Source organism: Buchnera aphidicola (Mindarus keteleerifoliae) (genome assembly GCF_039392895.1).
Classification (GTDB): Bacteria; Pseudomonadota; Gammaproteobacteria; order Enterobacterales; family Enterobacteriaceae; genus Buchnera_A; species Buchnera_A aphidicola_A.
This window is the reverse complement of record NZ_CP135027.1, coordinates 400,917-424,632: the sequence shown is the minus strand read 5'-3', so window position 1 is coordinate 424,632 and position 23,716 is coordinate 400,917. Positions and strand designations below refer to the sequence as shown.

General features: G+C 22.0%; 16 protein-coding genes and 1 tRNA gene. 3 read left to right on the top strand and 14 right to left on the bottom strand.

Features of this window, described 5'->3' with window-relative positions; translation table 11 throughout:
• Positions 1-102: 102 nt before the first annotated feature.
• The 4 genes from nusB to ribH all read right to left on the bottom strand — a co-directional run bounded on the left by nusB (position 103) and on the right by ribH (position 3,233).
• Positions 103-516: a transcription antitermination factor NusB gene (nusB, locus tag RJT62_RS01910; protein ID WP_343153450.1), complete on the bottom strand. Its 414-nt coding sequence runs from the start codon at positions 514-516 to the stop codon at positions 103-105.
• A 71-nt stretch (positions 517-587) separates the two neighbouring features.
• Positions 588-1,676 (bottom strand): bifunctional diaminohydroxyphosphoribosylaminopyrimidine deaminase/5-amino-6-(5-phosphoribosylamino)uracil reductase RibD, encoded by a 1,089-nt coding sequence (gene ribD / locus RJT62_RS01905; protein WP_343153448.1) that lies wholly within the window; start codon positions 1,674-1,676, stop codon positions 588-590.
• Positions 1,677-1,731: 55 nt separating this feature from the next.
• On the bottom strand, positions 1,732-2,703 hold the full coding sequence (gene thiL / locus RJT62_RS01900; protein WP_343153446.1) for a thiamine-phosphate kinase: 972 nt from the start codon (positions 2,701-2,703) through the stop codon (positions 1,732-1,734).
• Positions 2,704-2,765: 62 nt separating this feature from the next.
• Positions 2,766-3,233, bottom strand: a complete 468-nt coding sequence (gene ribH / locus RJT62_RS01895; RefSeq protein ID WP_343153444.1) for a 6,7-dimethyl-8-ribityllumazine synthase — start codon at positions 3,231-3,233, stop codon at positions 2,766-2,768.
• A 269-nt stretch (positions 3,234-3,502) separates the two neighbouring features.
• Here ribH and RJT62_RS01890 point away from each other — a divergent pair.
• Positions 3,503-3,579 (top strand) — tRNA-Met (locus tag RJT62_RS01890).
• Positions 3,580-3,766: 187 nt separating this feature from the next.
• Positions 3,767-5,095: an amino-acid N-acetyltransferase gene (argA, locus tag RJT62_RS01885; protein WP_343153442.1), complete on the top strand. Its 1,329-nt coding sequence runs from the start codon at positions 3,767-3,769 to the stop codon at positions 5,093-5,095.
• A gap of 29 nt (positions 5,096-5,124) precedes the next feature.
• On the opposite strand, the gene recD is transcribed toward argA, so the two are convergent.
• From recD to RJT62_RS01850, 7 genes are all read right to left on the bottom strand, one after another.
• Entirely contained in the window at positions 5,125-6,966 is a 1,842-nt protein-coding gene (gene recD, locus RJT62_RS01880) for an exodeoxyribonuclease V subunit alpha (RefSeq protein WP_343153440.1), read from the bottom strand.
• A 217-nt stretch (positions 6,967-7,183) separates the two neighbouring features.
• On the bottom strand, positions 7,184-10,666 hold the full coding sequence (gene recB / locus RJT62_RS01875; protein ID WP_343153437.1) for an exodeoxyribonuclease V subunit beta: 3,483 nt from the start codon (positions 10,664-10,666) through the stop codon (positions 7,184-7,186).
• 46 nt (positions 10,667-10,712) lie between these two features.
• Complete coding sequence (locus RJT62_RS01870) at positions 10,713-13,934, bottom strand: exodeoxyribonuclease V subunit gamma (RefSeq protein ID WP_343153436.1); 3,222 nt, start codon at positions 13,932-13,934, stop codon at positions 10,713-10,715.
• Between the two features lie 46 nt (positions 13,935-13,980).
• Positions 13,981-14,826: a small-conductance mechanosensitive channel MscS gene (mscS, locus tag RJT62_RS01865; RefSeq protein WP_343153434.1), complete on the bottom strand. Its 846-nt coding sequence runs from the start codon at positions 14,824-14,826 to the stop codon at positions 13,981-13,983.
• A gap of 204 nt (positions 14,827-15,030) precedes the next feature.
• A complete protein-coding gene (fbaA, locus tag RJT62_RS01860) occupies positions 15,031-16,110 on the bottom strand; it encodes a class II fructose-bisphosphate aldolase (protein WP_343153432.1) in 1,080 nt (359 codons plus the stop codon).
• A gap of 26 nt (positions 16,111-16,136) precedes the next feature.
• The gene (locus RJT62_RS01855) at positions 16,137-17,336 is read right to left on the bottom strand and encodes a phosphoglycerate kinase (protein WP_343153430.1); all 1,200 of its coding nucleotides are present in this window, start codon (positions 17,334-17,336) and stop codon (positions 16,137-16,139) included.
• A gap of 93 nt (positions 17,337-17,429) precedes the next feature.
• Positions 17,430-18,026, bottom strand: a complete 597-nt coding sequence (locus RJT62_RS01850) for a YhgN family NAAT transporter (protein WP_343153428.1) — start codon at positions 18,024-18,026, stop codon at positions 17,430-17,432.
• Between the two features lie 386 nt (positions 18,027-18,412).
• On the opposite strand from RJT62_RS01850, the gene asd reads away from it, so the two are divergent.
• Positions 18,413-19,522, top strand: a complete 1,110-nt coding sequence (asd, locus tag RJT62_RS01845) for an aspartate-semialdehyde dehydrogenase (RefSeq protein ID WP_343153967.1) — start codon at positions 18,413-18,415, stop codon at positions 19,520-19,522.
• 2 nt (positions 19,523-19,524) lie between these two features.
• Here the strand turns inward: asd and tusA are convergent, their stop codons facing one another.
• The 3 genes from tusA to leuS form a co-directional block, all read right to left on the bottom strand.
• On the bottom strand, positions 19,525-19,758 hold the full coding sequence (tusA, locus tag RJT62_RS01840) for a sulfurtransferase TusA (protein WP_343153425.1): 234 nt from the start codon (positions 19,756-19,758) through the stop codon (positions 19,525-19,527).
• Positions 19,759-19,965: 207 nt separating this feature from the next.
• Complete coding sequence (locus RJT62_RS01835; RefSeq protein WP_343153423.1) at positions 19,966-20,514, bottom strand: hypothetical protein; 549 nt, start codon at positions 20,512-20,514, stop codon at positions 19,966-19,968.
• A 590-nt stretch (positions 20,515-21,104) separates the two neighbouring features.
• Positions 21,105-23,651 (bottom strand): leucine--tRNA ligase, encoded by a 2,547-nt coding sequence (leuS, locus tag RJT62_RS01830; RefSeq protein WP_343153421.1) that lies wholly within the window; start codon positions 23,649-23,651, stop codon positions 21,105-21,107.
• Between the last annotated feature and the right edge of the window lie 65 nt (positions 23,652-23,716).

The following is a 23,716-nucleotide window of genomic DNA, read 5'->3' as shown; positions in this document are numbered from 1 at the left end:
TATGAAATATAAATTTTATTACACTAATTAAATTAGTGTAATAGATTATTTTTATTAATTTTCCATTTTAAATTTAGGATAGATAGTTAAAAATGAGTTTTTTTAAGATTTTTTTAATTTAGAAACTACTTTATCTAATACTCCATTAACAAATTTATGACTTTTTTTAGCCCCAAATAATTTTGCAAGTTCTATTCCTTCATTTATTGCTACTTTATAAGGAATATCTTTTCTTTTGATCAATTCGTATAAAGAAAGTCGAAGAACCGCTTTTTCAATTGGATCTAATTTTTTTATTTTTTTTGATATGTAAGGTTTTATAAATTTATCTAAAAATTTGTAGTGGTCTGTAATTCCTATTATTAATTGACAAAAATAAATTATATCTATTTCTTTTTTAGTTATTTTCTTTAGAAATTCGTTTTTTATATCAATTATATTATTGTTTGATAATTGCCAAGAATAAATGGCTTGTACAGCACATTCTCTTGCTTTTCTTCTAGTTATAGGATTCATTTTTTTTCTTATTATAGAAATATATTTTATATATTATATTTTTTATTTAAAAAACGTTTAAGTTAATAATGTTATTGTTTTTTTTTTAATGTAATTCGTATATCCGAATCAATTTTTTGAATGTTAGAAAAAAAAAACTTAGGTGTTTTTGAAATTTCCGAATATTTTTCTAAAAAACATAGAGGTTTTGAGTAATGACCAAATAATTTAGGGGCTATATAAATAATTAGTTCATCAAATAATTTCATTTTAAGTAATGAACCTGAAAGAGTTGGTCCAGATTCGATCCATACATTATTAATTTTCAATTTTCCTAAAGTTAAAAATAAGTGATTTAAGTTTATTCTTTTTTTGGAAAATGGAATCAGTAGTTGACGAACATGTTTTGGCCAAATAAAATTATCGTATTTTACTCGAATTAAAAAAATTTTTCCTTTGGTATTTATAAATTTGTTAAAAGGTGTTAATTTATTTTTACTGTCAATAATTATTCTAACAGGTTGTCTTTTTTTATCTATATTATAAGATTTTAATTTTTTATAATTCAATTCGTTGTACCTTACATTTAACGAAGGATTATCTTTGAGTATAGTATTACTTGTACTTAAAATGGCATCACTTTTTGCTCTAAAATACTGAACGTCTATTCGAGATTTTTTACAAGTAATCCATTTACTTTTTCCGTTTTGAAGAGAGGATCTTCCATCGATAGACATTGCTAATTTTAATCGAATCCAAGGAATTCCTTGTTGCATTCTTTTAAAAAATCCTTTATTTATGCATTTCGCTTCATTTTCTAAAACACCTTCTTTTACAGAAATCCCATTTTTTTTTAACCAAAGAATACCCGAACCGTTAACTTTAGGATTCGGATCTTTTGTAGCTATTACCACTTTAGATATGCCAGCTAAAAAGATTGCTTTACAGCAAGGTGGAGTATTTCCATAATGACAACAAGGTTCAAGAGTGACGTAGGCAGTGGATCCCCTTGCGTGTTCTTTTGCCATATTTATAGCATATATTTCAGCATGATGTTTTCCATATTTTTTGTGCCATCCTTTTCCTACAATTTTTGAATTTTTTACAATAATACAACCTACATTTGGATTAGGATAAGTAGTAAACTTTCCTAGTTTGGCTATTTCAATAGCTTTTTTCATATAAAAAATATCTTTCATTTAGTATCTCTTATTATAATAACATTTTTGTATTTTTTTAAAAAAAATGATTAAAACCTATTTTTTTGAGTTTTATAGGTTTTTTAAATTCTAATAATTGATATCCTTTTTTAAAAGGAGTAATATTTCCTATATGAGTATAGGGTACGTCACTAAATTTCATTAGTTCATCTAACTTTTTTTTTTGTTTTTTAGGTATTGTAAAACATAGTTCATAATCTTCTCCACAATATAAAGCCCAATTTATCCATTTTTTTTTAAAAAAATTATTTTTTAATTTTTTTGATATAGGAAAATTATCTAAATTTAGGGTAGCACCACATTTACTAGCGTTTAAAATATGGTTTAAATCCATAATCAATCCGTCTGAAATATCAATTGCTGAAGTAGCAATATTTCTTAAAATTTTTCCTTGTAAAATTCTAGGTACAGGTCTTAAATGTTTTTTTATCAGAAAATTGTAAATTTTTTTATCAGTAATTGAAATTTTCTTAGTTAATAATTCTAATCCAGCAGCACTATTTCCTAATGTTCCAGTGACGTAAATTAAATCTCCAACTTTAGCTCCGTTTCTAAATAGTGCTTTTCCTTTTGGAATTAAACCATATGCACTAATTGTAATACTTAAAGGTCCTTTAGTAGTATCTCCTCCAATGAGTTTCATTTTGTTTTTATAAATTAATTTAATAAAATTTTTGCTGAAGTATTTTATCCATTTTAGATTTATATAAGGCATCGTGATGGAAAGAGTTAACCATTTAGGATCAGCTCCCATAGCTGCTAAATCACTTAGATTTACAGCTAATGCTTTGTAGCTTAGATCTATAGGATTTATTGTTTTTAAAAAATGAATTCCTTCAACTAAAGTATCTGTACTAACAGATAAAAATTTATTTTTTGGTATTTTTAAAATTGCACAATCATCTCCTATTCCTTTCATTATATATTTATCTTTTTTTTTAAAATGATTAAAATAATTATTTATGATTTCAAATTCGTTAATTATCATATTTTTTTGTTTATTGAGGTCATCTAAGAAATTTCAGTATTATTGAATAATTTTTAAAATTATTATTTTATTTTTTTGATAAGATTTATCATTTCTAAAGCAGCATATGCAGTTTCTGATCCTTTATTTCCTAATTTAGTCCCAGCTCTTTCGATTGCTTGTTCAACTGTATTTGTAATTAATATTCCTAATAAAATAGGAATTTTATTTTTAATACTAATATTGGATAAATTTGAAAAAATAGGATTTACGATAGATTTATAGTGAGGAGTTTTCCCTTTTATGATAGTCCCCAATGTAATTATGGCATCATATTTTTTTTTTTCACATAGAATTTTTGCAATAATTGGTATTTCATAAGTTCCAGGTACGTAAAATATAAAAATATTTTCTTTTTTCACTTGTCCTATTCTAGTTAAGGTGTCAATAGTTCCGTTTAATAGATGATCATTGATAAAATTGTTAAATCTAGAAATAATTATAGCAAAAATTGCACTTTTAGAAATAATTTTTGAATTTAGTATGTTCATATAACATCCTATAGATATAAAAAAATTTGTTGATATTTATTATATTATTTTTTATACAATATAAAAGTATTAATTTTTTAATATTTTTTTAAAATAAAACATTAATTTCATATAATTAATTTATAATTAAAAGTATTCTTTATGTTTTAAAAAATAAAAAAGATAAAGATTTAAATCTTATCTAAAATTTAATAATTTTATTTTAAATATTTTTAATTCAAATATATTGTTTTTTTATTTTTTTTCATGTATATTGTATATATCAATAAAGCGGGGTGGAGCAGTTTGGTAGCTCGTCGGGCTCATAACCCGAAGGTCGTTGGTTCAAATCCAACTCCCGCAACCAAAAATACATAGAAATGTTATTTCTAACATTTTTTCTCTTTTAAATATTAAAAAAATTTTAAACTTAATTAAAAATCCTGTTTTATTTAGTAGTAAATTACTATTTTTCTCATTTATTAATAGTTAAAGTAATATTTTTTTTATGTACGTTTATATTTAAAATGTAGATATATGCTCAGGATTTAATAATGCACAAAAATCCCATTATTAATTTAGTAGAAGAATTTAGACATAGTGTTCCCTATATTAATGCTCATAGAGGAAAAATATTTGTAATTTTATTATCAGGAGAAGCAATTAAACATAAAAATTTTATTCATATAATTAATGATATAGGATTATTGCATAGCTTAGGAATTCGATTAGTCGTAGTATATGATGCTACTCCTCAAATTAAAAAACGTTTAATTAGTAACAATATTGACTTTTTTTACCACAAAGATATTTTAGTAACAAATGCAGAAGTATTAAAATTAATTAAAGAAGAGATCGGAAAATTACAATTAGATATAACAGCGTTACTTTCGATGAGTTTAACCAATACTCCTTCTCAAGGGGCTAATATCAATGTAGTTAGTGGTAATTTTGTCATTTCTCAACCGTTGGGAGTTGATAATGGTGTTGATTATTGTCATACCGGACGAGTTAGAAAAATTAACAAAGAATATATCAAATCTCAATTGGAAAATCGATCTATTGTTTTAATAGGTCCAATATCTGTATCTATCACTGGAGAAAGTTTCAATTTAATTTCTGAAGAAATAGCAGCAGAAATTTCGGTGAAGTTAAAAGCGGAAAAAGTAATAGGATTTTCAAGTTCTCAAGGAATCATTAATAAAAATGGAAAATTTTTTTCAGAGTTATTTCCTAGTGAAGTAAAAAAGATGATTTCGATAAAAAGAAAGTGTTCTTTTTCTGCATCTATTATTCGTTTTTTAAAATCTTCTATAAAGTCTTGTACCGAAGGAGTCAGGAGATGTCATTTGATTAGTTATAAAAAAAATGGATCCTTACTTCAAGAATTATTTTCGAGAGATGGAATAGGAACTCAAATAGTCATGGAATCCTCTGAAAAAATTAGGAAAGCAACTATTAACGATATAGGTGGAATTTTGAAATTAATTCGTCCTTTGGAAGAAAAAAAAATATTAGTAAGGAGGTCAAGAGAACAATTGGAAGTTGAAATTGATAAATTTACTGTTATAGTAAGAGATGAATTAACTATAGCATGTGCCGCCTTATATCCTTTTCAAGATGAAAAAATAGGGGAAATGGCTTGTGTAGTAGTTCATCCAGATTATAGAAAATCTTCTAGAGGAGAAAAGTTATTGCAAATAATACAGAAAGAAGCAAAAAAATTAGATCTAAAAAAAATATTTGTATTAACTACTTATAGTATTCATTGGTTTCAGGAAAAAGGATTCTTGTTAGCGGACATTAATTCTTTACCTGAAAGTAAAAAAAAAATGTATAACTATCAAAGAGGTTCAAAAGTGTTAGAGCTTAATATTTTTTAATAAAAAGAATAGAAGATAAGAATAACTTATCATTCAATATGTTTTTGTATTTTTTTTATAATTCCACTATATCTGACAACTTTATTTTTTATAGTTGCATGTAAAATGTTTTTGTTAGCATATAAAGTTAATTTTTTTTTAGATCTTGTAATGGCAGTATAGAGTAATTCTCTGTTTAAAGTTTTTACAAAACTAAAAGGTAATAATAGTCCTGTATGGATAAATTCTGATCCTTGTGATTTATGAACAGTTATGGTCCATGCTGTTTCATATTTAGGTAACAGATCAATAGGTACAATTTTAATTGCATTGTTTGAAGAAAGAAAAAAAACTGAAAAGTTTTTATTTGAATCTAATAAAGTTATCCCAATATTTCCATTAAAAATTTTTAAATTTTTGTTATTTTCTTTAACTAGAATAGGTTTTCCTACATACCAATTTTTTTTGTTAATTATAGTAGGTTTGATTAAAGAAAGTTTTTTCATTTTGTTTTCTATGCATTTATTAATATGTTTAGTTCCAAAAAATCCTTTTTTTAATACGCAAATTAGTCGATATTTATTAAATAAAGTTATAATTTTTTTAGGATTTTGAGTTGTTTTGATGTTTTTAATATATTTTTTGTATTTTTTAGTAACTGAAAATATCATATTTTTATATTCTTTATTATTCGTTACTGAAATATATTTAATATCCGGATAAACATTGTTAACTATTTTTTTTATTATTTTTGTTTTTCCTAATTTTAGCATCAGAGCAAGTTGATTAATTCCTGATTTTGATGAAAATCGGTAATTTTTTTCTAGAGCACAAATATTATTGTTAATAATAAATTTTGAATTTTTATTAATATATTTTTTGTTTAAAAAATTTGTTTTTTTTAATAAATCTGTAAATTTTTTGGTATATCCTAATTGATGAAAGTAAGAAATATCTTTTAACAAAAATCCTGTTCCTACAGGGGGTAACTGGTTACAATCTCCTATAAATATTATTTTTGTAGATTCTGATACAGATTGAATTAATTTGTTCATTATAAAAAAATCGATCATTGAAGATTCATCAATGATTAATATATCTGCTAAAATAATATTTTTTTTTTGAGTTGTATTTAAATTAAAATTAGATTTTATTTTTAACAAACGATGTAAAGTAGAAGAGCAATTTGGAAGACATTTTTTTTCTGATTTTGTTAAATTTGATATAGAAATATTTTTTTTTATTGAATCTAATAAATTAGAAGCAGCTTTTCCTGTCATTGCTGTTAACTTAATAATGGGAAGGTTGTTGGAAAGTTGAATTATTGAAATAATTAATTTTGATATTAAGGTAGTTTTTCCTGTTCCAGGCCCCCCTATGATGAAAGTAATTTTATTGATCATTGTCATTAAAATAGCTAATTTTTGATAATAGTTTTCTTTTTTAAAATTTATTTTTTTTAAAAAATTTTCATAAAATTTTTTTTTTATTTCCAAGTTACTATTTTTAATTAAAAATTCAATTATCTTTTTTTCTGTTTTCCAAACTTGATAAAGATATAAACTATTGTTTGATAAAATAATCGGATTATTACTATTTTCTTTTCCAATCGCATCGCTTTTTTTTAAAATATTAATCCAATCTTTGGTTGATTTTATGAAATCTATAATTTTCCATAGGTTTTTAACAATTTTTTTTCTAGGATTTCTAAAATATTTTTTTTTTAATAATTTTATAGGTAAACATGCATTACCATTTCCATAAAAATGACTTGTACAAGCAGCAGCTAACATAACAGCAGGTTCATTTTTTTTAGAAACAAAAATAGAAAAATAAAAATCTATGTTTCTAATCATTTTTTTTTTAACAGCTTCTTTTAGTATTTTTTTCATTTTTTAAGCATTATTTATTTTTTTTAAAAGGATAAATTTTTTATTATTAAATCAAATATTTTAGAATATGAAAAAGAATAGTGATAATTAATATTATTAATTAATAAAAATTTTTTTAATTCAATTAAAAGTAATAATATTTATTATTTAATTTTTAATATTTTCATATCAAAAATATTTGATCCATTTTGTTAAATTAAAAACTTTGATAAAGAATTTATTTTCCTTTAAAAAAGTTATCCAATTCATTTACATATTTTTTTTTTGGATTGTACAGATAAATTCCGCTATTTTGTTTAGATGCATTTTTTTCATGGTACATACCTCTAATAAATAAAAAATAAAAACCTCCAAAATTTTTATTAAAATCATACTTTTTTATTTTTTTATTTAAATATCTATTAAGTGCTATAGTATATAACAAACATTGTATATCGTATCGTTGTTTAATTATTTCCTTTTCTATGTTTTTTGTACAATAAAAACTATTATTAATACCTAACCAATTAGATTTATATTCTAAAATATAATATTTTTTATTTAAAAATACAATTAGATCAATAAATCCTGTAATTATTCCTTTTTTTTTCTTAAATTTAAAAAAAGGGGGGGATTGATTTTTAAAATTATTTAGCTGTATTATCTCATTTAATTTTTGATCATTTATCATTTTTTTTATAGGGAAAAAAAATTTTAATTCTTTTAAATATTCGCCCTTTTTCAGTTTTGATAGTACAATTTTTTCTTTGTTAATTTCTCTAAAAAATATTTGATTTATCCAATCTTTTAGGATTGGAACCCATTTTTCATTTAATTCTTCTTTATTAATTTCTTTAACTAGGAATTTTTCTTTTATTTCTTTGGAAAATTCGCATTTTCTTAAAATATTGTGTAGTAAAGATCCTAATTTATTACCTTTTGGAAAATAATGGGGATTTAAAATATTTGAAATAATATTTGTATTTTTTTTATTTGAGGAGAAGGGTTCATTTTTATTTAAATTTATGTTTTCAATTTTTAATTGAGAGTAACTGGTTATATTCCAGTAATTTTTAATATTTCTATGAAATATTTGTACATTTGTACTTTTTACGTTCTTTTTAGAAATTTTTGTAGAAATTTTTTCTTCAAATTTTGAAAAAAATTTAATGTTTTTATAATTTTTAATTTCTTTAATTTCTTTTTTAAAATTAAGGAAATTACATTTTTTTCCTTTTTGAAGAAGATATCCAAAAGCACTTTGGTGTATCGTAGAAAAGATATCGTATTTTTTTTTTCTTGTTTTAGAAATTCTAGCTATTCCTAAACTGCAATGTATAGTTGCTCTCGTTAATGATACGTATAATAATCGTATATCTTCAGAAAGTCGTTCATTATCAACTAAATGAGATTTTTTTGAATTTTTATCTAAATTAAGATTTAATTTTTTTTCTTTTGTAAAATATAACCCTATTTTTTTTTCCGTATAATTCATAATAAAAGGTATCCAAACCAATGGAAATTCTAGTCCTTTTGATTTATGCACAGAAATAATTTTAATAAAATTATTGTTAGTTGGAATATGAAAAAAATTATTTTTTGATAAAAAATTAACATTGTTAATTTTTTTTTCTAACCAATATACAAGAGATTGTTTTTCATTTAACGAAAAGAATTTTTCATTGATTAATTCAGCCAAATGCAAGAAGTTATTAATGTTAAAAAAACTTTTCATTTCTTTATTTAAAGATATTTTTTTTGTTTTAATTTTTATTAAATGTTTTATTAAAGAAAAAACTCCTGATTTTTCCCAAATTTGTTTAAAATATTTAAATTTTTTTATTATCAACGACCAATCTTGAAAATTTAAAAAAATTTTATTTATTTTATTTGAGTTATTTTCTAAAATGTTAGTACATAATGCTCTTTTAATTTTTCTTTCATTTTTAGGATCTAAAATAGCAGTTAGTATCCAAAGAAATTCTTTAGCTTCTAACGAAGCAAATACATTTTTATTAGAAGATAAATAAATTGATGAGATATTTATATTTTTTAAAGCTTTTTGTATGGAATAAGCCTCATTTTTATTTTTTACTATTACAACGATATCTTTTTCTGAAACATAATTTTTTTTGTTTTTAATAGATAAAATTGAACTTTTTCTTTTTCCTGTTTCGAGCCAATAAAAAATGCTTTTAGCGCATTCTTTAGAAATCCATTGTTCATAATTTTTTTTAGAAATTGTCTCTTTTGAATTAAAAAAAATAGAGAAAGAAGGTTGAATAGAATTTTTTATTCTAAAATAATTTTTTTTATTTTCTATTGAATAAACAGAAGGAATAAATTTTATTTTTGAAGTTAAAAATGGATTCTGAACTCTAGAAAAAAATAAATTTATATTTTTAACTATATGAGGTGTAGATCTCCAATTTGTATCAAGAAAAAAATGTGATTTAATTTCAAATTTTGATTGTAAATAAGAAAGTATACTTGCTCCTCTAAAATTATAAATAGATTGTTTTGGATCTCCTATTAATAGTAAAAATATATTTTTTTGTTTATAAAATATTTTTTTAATGATTTTATATTGTTGTAGATTAATATCCTGAAATTCGTCGATTAATATTGAACAAAATTTTTTACTTATTTTTTTTAGAAAATTATTTTTTCTTTTTTTTAATTCTTTAAAAAGTAATTTTGAAAAATCAGAATATTCCAATTTTCCAGTATTTTTTTTTTCAAAATTAACATATGAAAGTATATTTTTGATAGATGTTAGAATGAATTCTTTTTTTATAGATATTTTTTGTTCTAAAAAAAAGTTTATATAAATAAAAAAATTGTGCATTTTTTTATTTTTTTTATTTTTTACATTTATTTTTTTTTGAAAATAAATTAGTTCATTAGGAATAAAATAATCGATTGTTTTTTGTTTTGCCCAAAAATTTATGGTATTTATCCATTTTTTCTTGTTTTTTTTGCCCAAAAATTTTTTATTATTGGAAATATTATCAATTAAAAGGAATATTTTGTTTTTAATTCCTAACCAAGATTTTTTAAAAAAATTAATTTTTTTGATATTTTTTTTATGTAAATGTTCTAAATTTGGAATTTTTTTTATTTTAAAAGTAGGATTATTTTTTTTGTAAAAAATCCAAGGTTCAATTTCTTTAAATAAATTTAAAGGTGTTTTCCAAGTTTTATAAATAATATTTAATAGTTCCTTTGAAAAAAAATAACATTTTTTTCTCCAAAAATTTATAGTTGCTTTTAGATATATATTTTTTTCATTCATATTTTGTTTAAAATTATTTATAGGATTTATATGAAAAGAAAAATGATTTAGTATTCTATAAAAGAAACTGTCTACGGTAAAAATTTTTGCTTGATTTAAATCTTCTTCTGCTTTTAAAAGTAAAAGATAAGCTGATTTTAAATTTTGAACTTGATTTAAAATCATATTTACATATGCATCATAAATATTTTTTTTAAAGCAAGCATACTTTAGATTTTGAATAATTTTTTTTATTCTATTTAAAATTTCTTCTTTTGCTGATTTGTTAAAAGTTAATACAAGAATTTCGTTTATTGATAAAGGTTTATTATTATTTTTATAGTTAATGCCTAATATTAATCTGATATAAGTTACGACTATAAAAAAAGTTTTTCCTGTTCCAGCAGAGGCTTCGATTATTTTTTTTCCAGTTAATGAAAATTTCATTATATCTTTTATTTTTTTATTTTCTTCCATATATTTGACAAATAAATTAATAGTTAATTTGATTTAAAATAGGAACAATCCATTTTTCACAAACTTTGCACATTTTTTGAATTAATTCTTCGGTTATTTCAGGAATAATCTTTTTAATGTAAAGATCATCTTTTTCTCCAGAAATAATCATATTTCCATACCAGGTTTGTAGAAAATTTTTTTTTGCCTGTTTAATATTTTTTTTATCTAAAAACATAGTTTTTTGAGTTGTATTATAAATCCTTTTCATCCAAGAAAATCCAGATTTTGTTAATAAAATAGGACTATTTAATCCTTTTAAATATCCTTGAATAAAATATTCAAGATATGATATAGCTATGTTTTTTTCAATTGTTAAAAATAAATACTTTTTGTTTTTTATTCCATATAAAACAGAAGTTCCTTTACCTCCTGAAATACAGTATATTAAATGTTCTAACCACAATGATATCATATCATTATAATTTAATAGGGTTGATTTCCATTTTAAAATACCTGTTTCTTGTACGTTATTTAACGTTCCATATATTGTGTTTTTAGATAAACAAAAATATATTTTTTTATCTTCTAATTTTTTTTTATTTTCTAAAATTTTTTTTGATAGAATTAATAATTCTTCATATTTTTCCTTATATATATAAAAATAATTAAAATTATAAGGTAATCTTCCTGAGAATTGAAAATCTTTTAAAATTTTTTTTATGGATTTTTTTTTAATTAATCCATTTAAAATTTTTTCGTTTAAGCTGTAAATTTCAAGTGAATTTAAAGCGAAAGGTTCATTTTTAGTTAAATTTTCATTTTCAGTTGGAAATACAATTTCCAGTCTATTTTGAAAAAAAAATCGAACAGGATTTTTCCAAAATAAAATTAGTTTTTTTAATTCAATTTTTTTTTCGAAATAAAGATTCATTTTCTTAAAAAAATTAAATTCATTTTTATTTTTATTGGATAAAATTTTAAACCAATCAGCGTCAAAACTTTGATATTTATTCGTTTTACTAAAGTTTTCGGTGTCAAATGAATTTGTTGAATGAAATAAATGAATATGTTTTAGTATCTCTTGTTTTTTTGATTTTTCTTTTATGAAAAAGTTATTTTTAATATAATTCAATAATTTTTCTATTAAAATAGATGGAGCAGATTTTAAATTATTATTTGGACAATAATTAATATAGCTTAAAATAAAATATTTTTTGGAAGATGCTAAAATTTCTAAAAAGGTATAAGAATCTTTTTCTATTAAATTTTCATGATTTTTATATTTTTTTTCTTCTGAAAGATCAAAGTATTTATTAGGTTTAATTCTAGGATAGATATGTTTATTTAAACCTAGTATGTAAATTACTTTGAATGGAATGATGTTAAAATTATATAAACTTAAAAAAGTTATTTTTTTTGTTGAATAATATTTTTTTTTAAAAAAATTTTTAACACTGATTAGAAATTTTTTAACAAAAATATTAATAAAAACTTTTTTTTTGTAATTTTGATTAATTGCAAAATAAATATTTTTTTTCCAAATATTTTCATAAATAATATATTTTTTTTTTAAAATTAGATCTTCTTTTAAAAAAAAATATACTATCATTTTTTTAAAAATAGGTAACCAGTCTTTGAATTTTTTCGGTTTTGAAATAATTTTTTTCCATTTATTTAAAGTGGTCATAAACTGAATTAATTTTTCTAAAACATTTATTTCTTTTTTTTCTGTTATTTTAAATGGAGATATGTTTCTCCATAATTTATCATAATCGTTCATAGCATAACCAAGTAGTAATTTTTTAATGCCATTTTCCCAGGTGTTTTTATCGGTCAAATTCAAACCTAATTTATTTAAATGGTTATTGTTTAATCCCCATCTGATATTAGTATTTTTTATCCAAACTTTCAAAATTTCTAGTTCTTTCTTTGAAAAGTTAAATTTTCTTGATATAAATTTAAATTGTAATAACTCTAATACATCTATATTACAAAATTTAAAATCATGAAGTTTAAATAGCTTTTCTAATAGGTATAAAATAGTTCTATTTTCTTTAGAAGTTTGATTCAAAATAGTGAAAGGAAGAAAATTCTTTTCACCTTTTTTATTGAAGACAGATCTTATTGTTGCCGAGTAATTATCTATGTTTGAAACAAGAACTAAAATATCTTGAGGGAAAATTTTTTTGTTTTCATTTAAAATTTTTAATAAATTATTTTGTAGATTTTCAACTTCTCTTCTAATGTTATGACAACAATGTATTGATAAAGAAAAATCTTTCTTTGATATTTCTTGTTTTAATTTTTTGTAAGAAAATATTTCGTTTTTTAAGAAAAAAATTTCATTTTGTATATAGAATAATAATTTTTTTTTAGGATTTTCTATTTTTTTAGCCAGTGACGTATATTTTTTAATTGGAATTTTTTTAAATAAAAACAGTTTTTTGTAAGCATATTTTGTTAATGAAAATAATGAATTATATAAAATATTTTTTTTAAATTCTCTATTTATATAAGTGTTAAAAACTATATTTTTTTTAGAAAAAGATATGTTTTTTATTTTATAAGGAGAAATTATGAAAATGTGAATATCTAAATAAGGACTAATTTGATTCAAGATTTTTAGGTAATTTTCATATAAATGATGTATTCCTATTATAAAAATACGATTAGAAAAAAATGTATGTTTAAATTTTTTAGATCTTATTTTTTTAAAAAGCAAATTAGTTAAATTTAAAAAATGCAAACGGTTATTTTTAGTTATTTCATTCCATAATTTTTTTTGCCATTTTTCAGAAGAATTTTTCTTATCTAAAAGAATATTTTTTTCCCAGTTAATAATTAATTTATTTTGATGCAATAAATATTTTGAAAATAAATCAGCCATAAAAGTACAAAAATGAATTTTTTTTATTTGAGTGTCAATTTTTCCAAAATTGCTTATAAATTTTTCTATTGACGAAATATTCATTAATTTCCAAGTTAAAGAATCTTGTTCAAATTCATCTTTTTGAAATCTAAAATTGAAATTTTTTTTAAATATTTTCCATATAAAATTATACATATTTTTGAATTCAATATTAGCACTAATTTGTTCTCTTTCTGCAATAAAAATATTGATCCATTCTTCCATATTTTCATTTTCTATTAGAAAATATTCTTTTTCTAAGGGATTTTTAAGAGGGTTTTTTTTAATTATTTTTAAGCATTTTATAATAATTGAATTTAGATTGTTAGATGTGTATAAATAAATCATAAAAACCTTTTTTAAAAAATGTTTTTGTTTTTTATATGTCTTAAAATTACTTTTTTTTGCAAATATGGACATCTATTTTTGGATAAGGAATATTAATTTTATTAGCATCAAGTGCCTTTTTAAATTTGGCCATCAAATCCCAATAAACTAAGTTTAAATCATCAATTTTACTCCAACATCTAACGATAAAGTTTAAAGAGGAAGGAGCTAATTCACTTAATCCAACTACTATCCCCCTTTCTTGTAAAACTCTTTTTTCATTTTTTGCTACTTCTCTTAATATTTCTATTACTTTATCAATATCTGAATCATAAGCAACACTAATAATAAATTCGTTTCTTCTAGCTGGTTCTCTAGAATAGTTAATAATGTTGCCAGCAATAATTTTTCCATTAGGAACAACTACTATTTTTCCATCTAATGTTCTTAATGTAGTATAAAATATATGAACGTTTAAAACAGTTCCAGCTACATTTCCTAAATCTACATATTCATTAGTTCTTAGTGGTCTCAATGTAACTAATAAAACTCCAGCAGCAAAATTTGATAACGATCCTTGCAATGCTAATCCTATAGCCATCCCAGCGGCTCCTAATATAGCAATAACCGAAGTTGTTTGAACTCCTATGCAACCTAATGCTGCTATTATTGTAAAAGTAATAATAACGTATCTTACTAGAGTAGATAAAAAACCAGCTATAGTAGCATCAATATGTCTATTAATTAAAAGTTTGTTTACTCCATTAGAAATGATTTTTCCTATAAATAAACCTACTATTAAAACAGTAATAGATGACATAAGATTTATTATGTAATCAAACAAAAGTTCTTGATTTCGTATAATCCAATTTCCTGCATGATTAATATCGCTTACTACATTTAATTCTTCCATTTTTATTTCCATATATTAGATTTTTGGATAAGTCAAATATTTTCAATATTTATTTGAAATTTTTATCTGTTAAATATTCAATTGGTACATAAAGTTAATTTTTGATTTTCAGATACATATTAATTACGAAGAATAAGATTGCATTTATTCTCCGTATTTATTTAATATTTTAATAAAGGAAATAAGTAGAGTAATTTAAAAAAATTATAATACATTAAATGCGTTTAATTTTTTAAAGATTTTTTTTAAATAAGCATTCATTGAAATTTTTCCACATTCAATCCAAACACGAGGATCGTAATATTTTTTATTAGGGATATTTTTTCCTTCTGGATTACCTAGTTGAGATTGTAGATATTCTTTATTTTTTTTATAAAAGTTTAGAATTCCTTTCCAATTAGCCCATTGAATATCAGTATCAATATTAACTTTTACAACTCCATATTTAATAGCTTCTTTTATTTCTTTTTCGGAAGAACCTGACCCTCCATGAAATACAAAATTTAAAGGATTAAAAGATAGACCATATTTTTTTTTAATAATTTCTTGAGATTTTTTAAGTATTTTAGGTTTTAAAAAAACATTTCCTGGTTGATAAACCCCATGAACATTTCCAAATGAAGCTGCTATTGTAAAATTTTTACTAGTAGCATATAATTTTTCGTAAGCGTATAAAACATCAATAGGTTGAGTATATAACAATTTTTTATTGATAAGAGAATTATCGATTCCATCTTCCTCTCCACCAGTACAACCTAATTCTATTTCTAATAACATATTTAAATCATGCATATGTTTTAAGTATTTACAGCAAGTGTCGATATTTTCTTTAATTTTTTCTTTAGATAAGTCAATCATATGCGATGTAAATAAAGGATGTCCGTGATTTTTAATATATTTTTTTCCTTCATCTAACAATTCATCAATCCAAAATAATCTTGATTTTGGGCAATGATCTGTATGTAATATAATAGGAATATTATAATAGGAAGAAATTAGATGTATATGTTTAGCCGCAGATATAGCACCTAAAACAGCTTTTTTTTCCTTCTTAATTTTTTTAGATTTAATATCTGCTATGAACTCAGATCCTCCATATGAAAGTTGAATAATAACGGGAGAATTTATTTTTTCTGCAGAATTTAAAATAGTATTTATAGAATCTATTCCGGTACAATTAATTGCTGGAATTGCAAAATTATTTTTTTTAGCAAACAAAAATAATTTTTTTGCTTCATTTCCGGACAAAACTCCTGTTTTTTTAAAATTTAATTTTTTTTTCATTTGAAATTCTCTATTTTTAAAAAAATTTAAGTATTAGTGGAATTAATTTGTTTTTTTTTATCTATTTTAAAATATTTTTTTTGTAACATACTAATAGTCGGTAATGTATTTCCTTCAATAAATGATAAAAATGAACCTCCTCCGGTTGATACGTAGGAAATCTTTTCTTTTATCTTTAACATTTCAATTACAGCCAAAGTATCACCTCCTCCAGCAAGAGAAAAAGCATTACTCTTAGAAATTTCTAAAGCGATCGATTTAGTTCCTTTTTGAAAGTTTTTAAATTCATATACTCCTACAGGTCCATTCCAAATAATTGTCTTTGCTAATTTGATTATTTTTAATGCTTTTGATATAGTTTTATCTCCGAAATCCATAATTTCTTCATTTTCTTTAATATCAGAAGTATTTTTTACTCTAGCAACGGCATTTTTAGAAAATTCTGTTCCAACTCTTGAATCCGTTGGAATCAAGATATTAAATTTTGATTTTAATTTTTTTGCATGATGCAAATAGTCACGTTCAAACAAGGATTTTCCAATTTTTTTATCAGTAGCTATAAAAGTATTAGCAATTCCTCCTCCTACAATTATGGTGTTTGATATCTTTCCTAAAGATTGCAAAATTTTAAATTTAGTAGATACTTTTGATCCCCCGATAATAGAAACAACAGGTTGAACAGGATTTTTTAACGCTTTTTTTAACGATGAAAGTTCGGATAAAAATAAAGGTCCTGCGCAAGCTATTTTAGAAAAATATCCAATTCCACAAGTTGAAGCTTCTGATCTGTGAGCTGTTCCAAAAGCATCCATGACAAATACATCGCATAAAGAAGCGTATTTTTTTGATAATAAACTGCAATTTTTTTTTTCTCCTATGTTAAATCGAACATTTTCAAGCATTATTATTTCACTTTTTTCAATTTCTTTAAATGAAAATGTTTTACTAAAAGTAATTTTTACTGAATTAAAGTATTCTTTTAAATATTGAAAAATTGGAAGCAAAGAAAATTTTTTTTGAAAATTTCCTTCTTTAGGCCTTCCTAAATGAGAACAAATAATTATTTTTGCTCTTTTTTTAATAGCTAACTCTATTGTTGGAATAGAAGCTGTAATTCGAGCATGTGAAGTAATTTTTCCGTGATCATTTATTGGTACATTTAAATCTAATCTAATTAATACTTTTTTGTTATACAAATTTAATTCTTTCATTGATATGACAGGCATTTATAAATTTCCTTGTAAAAATGAAAATTGTTTTGATATTTGTTTTTCAAAAAAATTTTTTTAAAAAATATCTTTTTATTTAAATTATATTTTTTATAATTTAAACCAAACACTTATTCCATCGAGAAACATTTGAACCGATAACATAATTAAAATTAATCCCATTAGACGTTCTAAAGCATTTACTCCTTTTGAACCCAATATTTTTAAAAAAAATCCTGAAAGTAACAAAACAATTAAAGTAAAAAACCAAGAAAAAATTAAAGAAGCAGATAATAGAAAAATTTTTTCAGGATATTGATGTGACATTAACATAAGAGTTGCTAATAATGAAGGACCAGCAACTAAGGGTATGGCTAATGGAACTATAAATGGTTCTTCTTGAGTATTTTTTTTTGATTCTTTAATAAGAGACTGTTCTGGAAAAATCATTTTTATTGATATTAAGAATAAAATAATTCCTCCTGATATTGAAACAACTTCTGTTCTTAAATTAAGAAAAGTAAGTATTTTTTCTCCTAAAAACAAAAATAATAACATAACTAAAAGAGAAATTATCATTTCTCTCAACAAGATAAACCGACGTCTTCTTCGAGGAAGATCTTTTAATATTGACATAAAAATAGGAAGGTTTCCTAGAGGATCCATTATTAAAATTAATAATGTTACGGTGGATACCATTTCTTTCATTTCTATTTCCTGTTTTATTTAATTTAAGTTACTTAAAGTAGTATACTGTCTATTGTAACTTTTTTAAAATTTAAATAAAATGTAATCTACCTTTAGTATATAAAAATGTAATAATTAAATATTACAATGTAATATTTAACAAAAAATATTTTTGTATATATGTTATCGATAATGTTTTTATGTTTTCTATATTATAGAAAATTTTTGTTCATTTTAATTTTTATTTTTGAATCAAAATATTTTTTGTATTAAAAATATTAAATTTTTATTTTTAGTTAAACAAAAAAATTTTAATTTTATTTTTTAGGAGATGGGAAAAATTTTTTATTTTTTGAATAAAGTATGAATATTTTATATTAAAAAAAAAAATGACCGTAAAAAAAATTATGAAAAAATCTGTAGGTTTTGTTGGTTGGAGAGGAACAGTAGGAACAGTATTAATGCAAAGAATGTTAGAAGAAAAAGATTTTGAAAATATAGATGCTATTTTCTTTTCTACTTCTCAAATTGGAAAAAAAAACTCGCTTGTTCAAAAAATATCTTTAGATGATATCAAAAATGCATACGACATTGATGATTTGAAAAAGATGGATATTATTGTTACTTGTCAAGGAACAGAATATACTAATAAAGTATATTACGAACTAAGAAAAAGAAATTGGAAAGGATATTGGATAGATGCAGCTGCTTCTCTTAGAATGGAAAAAGATAGTGTTATAGTGTTAGACCCTATAAATAATTTCTTTATAGAAGAATCTATAAGAAGAGGAATTAAAACTTATGTTGGCTCTAATTGTACTGTTAGTTTAATGTTATTGGCTTTAGGTGGTTTATTTTCTAATAACTTAATTGAATGGAGCACAATTCATACTTATCAGGCTGCTTCTGGAAGTGGAGCAGAAAGTATGTTAGAGTTGATACAACAAACAGGAGTGATTTTGAATAATATTTCTGATGTTCTTAAAAGTTCAAGTGTATTGGAAATTGAAAAAAAAATAAATTTAACTATCCGATCTTCTCATTTTCCTACTAAAAATTTCAAAGCTCCATTAGCGTATAGTTTAATACCTTGGATAGATAAAGAAATGAACAGTGGTCAAAGTAAAGAAGAATGGAAAGTTCAAGCTGAAACTAATAAGATTTTATCTAGATCTAACAATCCTATACTTTTAGATGCAACTTGTGTTCGAATAGGTTCTTTACGTTGTCATAGTCAATCATTTACAATAAAATTAAAAGAAGATCTTTCTATTTTGGAAATAGAAAATATTTTATCTTCTCATAATCCTTGGGTAAAAGTTGTACCTAATACTATAAAAGATACGCTTTTATATTTAAACCCTATTGCTGTTACTGGTACTTTAGATATTCCAATAGGAAGAATACGTAAATTAACAATTGGTTCTAGATACCTATCAGCTTTTACGGTTGGTGATCAGCTTTTATGGGGAGCTTCAGAACCAATAAGAAGAATGTTAAAATTTTTAATTAAATAATTTTACATTTCATTATTTTTTTTTAGAAGATGATAATCAGTAGAATTTTTTTTTTCTACATTAATTAATTTGCAATTCATAAATTGACAAAATTTTGGTATATCTCTTTTTGAAGAAAAATCATTGGAAATTACTAACAAATATTCTCCAAAATTCATGTTTCTAACTTTTTTTCGCAATAACATAATATTTTCTGGACATCGAAAATTTCTTAAATCTAGTTTTTTTTTGATCATTTTATAAATTCCTAAATTTAATTTTAAAAAATAATTTTTATAAAGTAAAAAAAATAAGAAAATAATTTTTATTAAAAAAAATATTTGTAATATGTTAAGTTTATTGTTAAAAACATACTTTTTTGAAAAAAGTATGTTTTTAAAAAACTTGAAAATTTTTTTAAAATCTTAATTTTGATTAAAATTAAAAGATATATTTTAAAAATGCTACGATAGAAAGATAGATAAATTTTGTAATTTACTCCAAATTAAAAATTTTTTTTCATTACTTTTGATATTTATTTCTATTTTAATTAGTAATGATAACGCAAAATATAATTTTTTGAGATCGTTTTTTTTAAGGCAACGCATAAAATATATAAAACGATTATTTTTTATATTTTCTTTTTTTAAAAAAAATTCTATTTTTTTATTTTGAAAGAAAAACTTTATTAAAAGTAATAAATCTTTTTGAAAAAATCTAATTAAATTTAAGGGATTATATTTTTTATATATAATTTCATTTATAATTTTTACTGATTTTTTTATGTCTCCAGAAAGAATCGAATTACTCCATGTTACAGGGAACGTTTCTTCATTGTTAACAACTAATTGATCAATTTCTTCTAATGTAATATTTTTGTTCTTTAAATAAAAAAGTTCTATTATATTTAGTATTTGTTCAAAAATAGATAAATTATTTTCATATTTTTTTTGTATTTTTGTCTGAACTTTTTCTGACAAAGTTGGATTAACAAGCAATATTTTTCTTTTCATCCATAATTCTTTGTTTGATTTATTAGAAAATGAACAAAAAATTGAAATTCCTCCAAGATCTTTTTTTTTTTAAGAATTTTGTTTTTTATATAATAAAAATTATCGTGTTGAATAACAATTATATTTTTTTTGCTCAATAAAAAAAATATTTTTGTAAGCTTAGGTTTTAGAAAAAACATTTTTTTTTCATTTTTTATAATTAATATTATTATCATTTTAAAGTTAAAAATATTTTTGTTTTCTAACAAAAAAAATATTTTGTTCCAATTAAATTTTGACGAAATAAAAAATGTTTTTTTTTCAAAATAATGTTTTTTTTTAGCTATTTTGAATATTTTTTTTTTAGCTTCTTCTAATAAAATTAATTCTTTTCCAATTAATAAGTAATAGTAGTAAAAATTTTTTTCATTAATGATATGGATTTGATTTAGATAAATTTTTTTTATGTTAAACATAATAGTTAATATTTTATATTTTTATAAAAAATAACATTAGATTATTTTTTATATTTTTAAAAGAAATTAAGTAATTTAAGAAAAATTAATTGAAAAATAATTTATTTAGTTATTTCATTTTATATATGAATAGTATTACTTTACAACAAAATTAATTATTTTGTTAGGAATAAAAAATATTTTTTTTATTTTTTTTTCTTTTAAAAAATTTTCAATAATATTTTTTTTTAAAATTTTAGAAATAACATTTTTTTTACTTTCATTTTTTAAAAAATTTAATGTTTTCTTTTTTTTTCCATTTATTTGAATTACAATTTGAAAAATTGTTTTTTCTAAAAAATTTTTATCGAACGTAGGCCATTTAACGAAATCTATTTTTTTTCTGGAAGTTATTCTTTCAAGAATAACAAAACTAAAATGAGGAATAAACGGATATAGCATTTTTATGATATTAATTAATGCAAATCTTACTAAGTATTTATCTTCGGGTTCTTTAATAGGAAAATTAATTATTTTTTTCGTAAATTTAATAATAGCTGCTATGGCATTGTTGAAGGTTTGTCTTTCATCTATATTTTCAGTAACTTTTTTGATAGTTTGATTTAAGCTAATATAAAATGATTGTTGACAAAAATTGAGATTTTGTACTTTTATTTTTTTAATCGAGTCTTTATTTTTAATATTTTTAAGACAAAACTTCCAAAGTTTGTGAATAAATCGACTCATTCCTTTTATAGAAGATGGATTCCATTCAATTGAAATTTCTGGGGGAGCTGAAAACATAATAAATAATCTTAAAGTATCAACACCATAGTTTTTTATAACTGATTCAGGATCTATTCCATTATTTTTGGACTTTGACATTTTTATCATGCCAGCATGGAATGCTTTAATTTTATTTTTTGTATACGCTTGAATAATTTTTCCCTTTTTATCTCGTGAAATATTAATTTCATTGGGAGATATCCAAATTTTTTCTTTTTTTTCGTTAAAAAAATAGAAAGCATCAGATAAAACCATTCCTTGACACAAAAGTCTTATAACTGGTTCATTATAAGGAACTAATTTAAAATCTCTAAGCATTTTGTGGTAGAATCGAAAATATAGTAAATGCATAGTAGCATGTTCAATCCCGCCTACATATTGGTCTACTGGTAACCAATATTTAGCGGCATCAAAATTAATCATTTCTTGTTTGAATTTAGGACAAGTATACCTTGCATAATACCAAGAAGATTCAATAAATGTGTCAAAAGTGTCCGTTTCGCAAACGTTCTTTTTTTTATTAATGATAATAGATCTGGAAGATATAGAGTTTTTTTTTGGTAAAATTAAAGGAAGTAATTCTTTAGGTATGCAAATATTTTTATTTTCTTTTGTAATGGCTATCGGTATAGGAGTTCCCCAATATCTTTGTCTCGAAATTCCCCAATCTTTTAATTTATAAGATATTAGCTTTTTAGCTATTTTTTGATTTTTTAAAAAGTTAAAAATGATGTTAAATCCTTTTTTAATACTTAATCCAGTAAATTTATTTGAATTAAATAAGTATCCCTTTTTTAATATAGAAACATTGCCAAAATTTGGTTTACATCCATTTAGATTTAATAATACAAATTTAGGTTTAATTTGATTAAACTTAGAAAATGTCCAGTCTTTCTTATTATGAGCAGGTATTCCAATATAAAAACTTTTTTTATTATTTTTATTTTTAACATAATTACTTATCCATATTGGAATTTTTTTTTTATTAATAGGATGAATTGCAGTTAGGTTTGTTTTCTTTCCTTTCATAAAAAAAAAATTTTCTTTATCAAAAAAATTTTTATTATCATTGATAAAGTTTTTGATTGAGCTGTCTACTTTAGATAAAAATTTAGTTAATTTGTGTTCTGTAGACATGATAATGAAAGTTGCGCCCATAATACATTCTAAGTTTTTGATATAAGCAGTGAAAATAGTATTTAAGTTTTTAACCTTTAATTTAATTTCTATATTTATAGTTTTTCCTATCCAGTTTTTTTGCATATTTTTTACTTTTTCAGGCCAAAATTTTAAATTTTTTAAATCTTTTAGCAATTCTTCAGCATATTTAGTAATTTTAATAAACCATTGAGGAATATTTTTTTTAATAACTCTTGTTTGACATCTCCAACATAGTCCATCAATTACTTGTTCGTTAGCAAGAACTGTTTTATCAGTAGGACACCAGTTAACGAGATCAATTTTTTTGTAAGCCAATTTTTTTTTAACAATTTCTGTAAAAAACCATTGTTCCCATTTATAATAATCTGGTTTGCAAGTAGTTAATTCTCTATCCCAATCATAACTAAACCCCATTTTTTTTAGTTGTTTTTTCATTGATTTTATATTTTTATATGTCCATTCCATAGGATGAGTATTATTTTTTATAGCTGCAATTTCAGCCGGTAGTCCAAAAGCGTCCCATCCTATCGGGTGTAATACATTTTTACCTAGCATTCTTTGATATCTAGATATCACATCACCAATAGTGTAATTTCTTATATGTCCCATATGTAAACTTCCGGAAGGATATGGAAGCATTACTAAGCAATAATATTTTATTTTTTCAGGATTTTCATAAACTTTAAAAGTTTTTTTTTCTTTCCAATATTTCTGGACATATTTTTCTATTTTTTTTGCTTGATATGTTATATTCATTTAGTTTTATATCTTTCTATAAGTTTTTAATAAAAATTTTATTGGTAAAAAACATCTATTTTTGA